Origin of the sequence: Putridiphycobacter roseus, assembly GCF_003234935.1 — a bacterium.
Lineage (GTDB): Bacteria > Bacteroidota > Bacteroidia > Flavobacteriales_D > Crocinitomicaceae > Putridiphycobacter > Putridiphycobacter roseus.
The window spans coordinates 1-5,465 of the sequence record NZ_QKSB01000028.1 but is presented as its reverse complement, the minus strand read 5'-3'; the positions used below and the strand labels follow the sequence as shown (position 1 = coordinate 5,465).

Below are 5,465 nucleotides of genomic sequence, written 5' to 3'. Positions count from 1 at the left end.
AATACATATTCCTATCAAAGAAATAGATTTAAATAATAAATTTATGGCAAAAAAAAAGCCTCATTAGATTAACTAATGAGGCTTTAAAATTGGCATTTACATACTCTCCCACCCTTAAAAGGGCAGTACCATCTGCGCAAGTAGGCTTAACTTCTCTGTTCGAAATGGGAAGAGGTGGACCCTACCGCAATAAACACCGAAAACTTTAAATGTTTTATGTTTAATGAAGTTTGAATATTAATAGAGTAGAGAGTAATATTCCAATAAGCATTGGAATTAATAAATAAGTCTACGGGTAATTAGTACTACTCGGCTTTGATGTTACCATCTTTACACCTGTAGCCTATCAACGTTGTCGTCTTCAACGACCCTTAAAAGATATCTCATCTTGAGGCGAGTTTCGTGCTTAGATGCTTTCAGCACTTATCTCATCCGAACGTAGCTACCCTGCGATGCAGCTGGCGCCACAACAGGTACACTAGAGGTTCGTCCTCCCCGGTCCTCTCGTACTAGAGGAAGGTCCTCTCAAATATCTAACGCCCACAACAGATAGGGACCGAACTGTCTCACGACGTTCTGAACCCAGCTCGCGTGCCACTTTAATGGGCGAACAGCCCAACCCTTGGGACCTTCTCCAGCCCCAGGATGTGACGAGCCGACATCGAGGTGCCAAACCACTCCGTCGATATGAGCTCTTGGGAGTGATCAGCCTGTTATCCCCGGCGTACCTTTTATCCTTTGAGCGATGGCCCTTCCATACGGAACCACCGGATCACTATGCTCTACTTTCGTACCTGATCGACTTGTAAGTCTCCCAGTCAAGCACCCTTATGCCATTATACTCTACGCACGGTTACCAAGCGTGCTGAGGGTACCTTTAGAAGCCTCCGTTACTCTTTTGGAGGCGACCACCCCAGTCAAACTACCCAGCACACAATGTCTCCCACATAGTGGGATTAGACACCAGATAATCCAAAGGTGGTATTTCAAGGACGACTAACTTACGCCTAGCGACGCAAGATCAAAGTCTCCCACCTATCCTACATGTGAATTATCCAATGTCAATGTGAACCTATAGTAAAGGTGCACGGGGTCTTTCCGTCCCGTTGCGGGTAATCGGCATCTTCACCGATACTACAATTTCACCGAGCTCATGGCTGAGACAGTGCCCAGATCGTTACACCATTCGTGCAGGTCGGAACTTACCCGACAAGGAATTTCGCTACCTTAGGACCGTTATAGTTACGGCCGCCGTTTACTGGGGCTTCAATTCATTGCTTCTCCGAAGATAACAACTCCTCTTAACCTTCCAGCACCGGGCAGGTGTCAGACCCTATACTTCATCTTTCGATTTTGCAGAGTCCTGTGTTTTTGATAAACAGTCGCCTGGGCCTATTCACTGCGGCCTCTATTGCTAGAGGCGTCTCTTCTCCCGAAGTTACGAGACCATTTTGCCTAGTTCCTTAGCCATGAATCACTCGAGCACCTTAGAATTCTCTTCTTGACTACCTGTGTCGGTTTGCGGTACGAGTACTTATAACCTATAGTTTAGAGGTTTTTCTTGGGAGTATGATTAGGGTTATTATCCAATTGTCTAAAAGACGCTTGGTACTATCAGGTTCATCAGAGTTCGCGGATTTGCCTACGATCTCTATAACTACACCCTTCAACGCACAATTCCGTCTGTGCGCAAACCTTTCACTTCTCCGTCACCCCATCACAGTTATAAGTAGTACAGGAATATTAACCTGTTTGCCATCGATATCTCCTTTCGGATTAACCTTAGGTCCCGACTAACCCTCAGCCGATTAACGTAGCTGAGGAAACCTTAGTCTATTGGTGAGCGGGTTTCTCGCCCGCTTTATCGTTACTTATGCCTACATTTGCTTTTCTATACACTCCACAATACCTCACAGTACTGCTTCAACGCAGAATAGAATGCTCCCCTACCATTTTCATCCATAGCTTCGGTAATATACTTATGCCCGATTATTATCCACGCACGATCGCTCGACTAGTGAGCTGTTACGCACTCTTTAAATGAATGGCTGCTTCCAAGCCAACATCCTAGCTGTCAATGCAATTGAACAGCGTTTGTACAACTTAGTATATATTTAGGGACCTTAGCTGATGGTCTGGGTTCTTTCCCTCTCGGACACGGACCTTAGCACCCATGCCCTCACTGCTGAGCATATGTCATAGCATTCGGAGTTTGTCAGGGTTTGGTAGGCGGTGAAGCCCCCTAGCCCAATCAGTAGCTCTACCTCTATGACACTCTATCTCAACGCTGCACCTAAATGCATTTCGGGGAGTACGAGCTATTTCCTGGTTTGATTGGCCTTTCACCCCTACCCACAGATCATCCAAACACTTTTCAACGTATATTGGTTCGGTCCTCCACTCCGGATTAACGGAGCTTCAACCTGTCCATGGGTAGATCACCAGGTTTCGCGTCTACCCCCGCTAACTAATCGCCCTATTCAGACTTGCTTTCGCTTCGGCTACGTGTCTTAAACACTTAACCTTGCTAACGAGGAGTAACTCGTAGGCTCATTATGCAAAAGGCACGCCGTCACCCCTAAAGGCTCCGACCGCTTGTAAGCATATGGTTTCAAGATCTATTTCACTCCCTTATTCAGGGTGCTTTTCACCTTTCCCTCACGGTACTAGTTCACTATCGGTCTCTCAGTAGTATTTAGCCTTACCAGATGGTTCTGGCAGATTCAGACAGGATTACACATGTCCCGCCCTACTCAGGATACTACTAGGTATATAAAACATTTCGCGTACGGGATTATCACCCTCTTCGATTAATCTTTCCAAATTATTCCACTATATTTTATAAGTCCATATTGTAGTCCTACAACCCCAACTCTGCCTAAACAAAGCTGGTTTGGGCTATTTCCGTTTCGCTCGCCACTACTAAGGAAATCACTATTGTTTTCTCTTCCTCCGGGTACTTAGATGTTTCAGTTCTCCGGGTTAGCTCCTATAAATAGGTGACTGATCTTCAACCAGCCGGGTTGCCCCATTCGGAAATCAACGGGTCAAAAGTTATTTGCACCTCTCCGTCGCTTATCGCAGCTTATCACGTCCTTCTTCGCCTCTGAGAGCCTAGGTATTCACCATATGCCCTTAATAACTTATTTGATTACTCTCTACTCAAATCAATACTCAATAATTCAAAGAACTTTTAATGTGAAACTATATAATAATATTATTATAGTTCATATCTTAAAAATTTAATACTTAATACTTACGTATTAACTCCTTTTACACTCGTTTGTGTAAATTAGTGGAGAATATCGGAGTCGAACCGATGACCTCCTGCGTGCAAGGCAGGCGCTCTAGCCAGCTGAGCTAATCCCCCTATTAATAATGTAGTCCCGGGCAGACTTGAACTGCCGACCCCTACATTATCAGTGTAGTGCTCTAACCAACTGAGCTACGGGACTATTTCCCATTCCTCTTCTTAATAAAAGAAAATATTAAAGATGGAAATAATAAAGTCCAAAGATTCTAAATCTCTAGAAAGGAGGTGTTCCAGCCGCACCTTCCGGTACGGCTACCTTGTTACGACTTAGCCCCAGTTACTAGTTTTACCCTAGGCAGCTCCTTTCGGTTACCGACTTTAGGTACCCCCAGCTTCCATGGCTTGACGGGCGGTGTGTACAAGGCCCGGGAACGTATTCACCGCGCCATGGCTGATGCGCGATTACTAGCGATTCCAGCTTCATGAAGTCGAGTTGCAGACTTCAATCCGAACTGAGATAAGTTTTCGAGATTCGCATCCTGTCACCAGGTAGCTGCCCTCTGTACTTACCATTGTAGCACGTGTGTGGCCCAGGACGTAAGGGCCGTGATGACTTGACGTCGTCCCCACCTTCCTCGCGGCTTACGCCGGCAGTTTTCTTAGAGTCCCCGACATTACTCGCTGGCAACTAAGAATAGGGGTTGCGCTCGTTGCGGGACTTAACCCAACACCTCACGGCACGAGCTGACGACAGCCATGCAGCACCTTGCAAAATGTCCGAAGAAAAACTTGTTTCCAAGCCTGTCATAATGCATTTAAGCCCTGGTAAGGTTCCTCGCGTATCATCGAATTAAACCACATGCTCCACCGCTTGTGCGGGCCCCCGTCAATTCCTTTGAGTTTCAATCTTGCGACCGTACTCCCCAGGTGGGTTACTTATCACTTTCGCTTAGACACTGACCGTATATCGCCAATATCGAGTAACCATCGTTTACGGCGTGGACTACCAGGGTATCTAATCCTGTTCGCTCCCCACGCTTTCGTTCATGAGCGTCAATATAAGTTTAGTAAGCTGCCTTCGCTATCGGTGTTCTGTGTAATATCTAAGCATTTCACCGCTACACTACACATTCCGCCTACTCCAACTTAATTCAAGTCAATCAGTATCAATGGCAGTTTCGGAGTTGAGCCCCGAGATTTCACCACTGACTTAATTGACCGCCTGCGAACCCTTTAAACCCAATGATTCCGGATAACGCTTGGACCCTCCGTATTACCGCGGCTGCTGGCACGGAGTTAGCCGGTCCTTATTCATTTGGTACCGTCAGCTTTCTACACGTAGAAAGGTTTCTTCCCAAATAAAAGAAGTTTACAACCCATAGGGCAGTCGTCCTTCACGCGGCATGGCTGGTTCAGAGTTTCCTCCATTGACCAATATTCCTCACTGCTGCCTCCCGTAGGAGTCTGGTCCGTGTCTCAGTACCAGTGTGGGGGATAGTCCTCTCAGACCCCCTAGATATCGATGTCTTGGTAAGCCGTTACCTTACCAACTAACTAATATCACGCATACTCATCTTATACCGCCGGAGCTTTAATTATATCAACATGCGAAGATATAATACTATGGAGCATTAATCCCAATTTCTTAGGGCTATTCTCCAGTATAAGGTAGATTGTATACGCGTTACGCACCCGTGCGCCGGTCGTCAGCAGAAGCAAGCTTCCCTGTTACCCCTCGACTTGCATGTGTTAAGCCTGCCGCTAGCGTTCATCCTGAGCCAGGATCAAACTCTCCGTTGTATAAATTTATTAATATGTTTTCTAATTTAGAAACCTTTGTTTTTGACTTTACTATTTCTCAATCTTCAATCTTTTCAAAGAACTTTAAAGTGGTCCGTTGACCTATTCTTTATTCCCAAATCGGGAGCGCAAAGTTAATGTTAATTTTTATCTTAACAAGTAAATCTTAATAAAATTTAAAACTTTTTTTCGAACCTAAAATCGCTCTAAAATCAACAAATCGATATTTGTTTTGCGGGGGCAAAGGTAACACCTTTTTTTTATCCTCCTAACAAAACTTAATCTTTTTATTTAAATCTTAAAACTATTCTCAATTCCGCGCTTTTCAAAACTTTTTTACCCTCGTTTGGGGGCGCAAAGATACACCTCTTTTTTTACTTGACAATGCCTTTTCTAAATTAATTGTGAAATA

The 5,465-nt window shown here is 45.0% G+C and carries 2 tRNA genes and 3 rRNA genes; all 5 read right to left on the bottom strand.

Going from position 1 to position 5,465, the window contains the following annotated elements:
* Positions 1–87 precede the first annotated feature (87 nt).
* The 5 genes from rrf to DNU06_RS17160 all read right to left on the bottom strand — a co-directional run bounded on the left by rrf (position 88) and on the right by DNU06_RS17160 (position 5,053).
* Positions 88–201: ribosomal RNA gene (gene rrf, locus DNU06_RS17180) — 5S ribosomal RNA — on the bottom strand.
* Positions 202–279: 78 nt separating this feature from the next.
* Positions 280–3,149 (bottom strand): 23S ribosomal RNA (locus DNU06_RS17175).
* Positions 3,150–3,296: 147 nt separating this feature from the next.
* Positions 3,297–3,370: transfer RNA gene (locus DNU06_RS17170), tRNA-Ala, on the bottom strand.
* An 11-nt stretch (positions 3,371–3,381) separates the two neighbouring features.
* A tRNA-Ile gene (locus DNU06_RS17165) sits at positions 3,382–3,455 on the bottom strand.
* 76 nt (positions 3,456–3,531) lie between these two features.
* Positions 3,532–5,053 (bottom strand): 16S ribosomal RNA (locus DNU06_RS17160).
* The 16S, 23S and 5S rRNA genes sit together here with 2 tRNA genes alongside, the layout of an rRNA operon.
* Positions 5,054–5,465 lie beyond the last annotated feature (412 nt).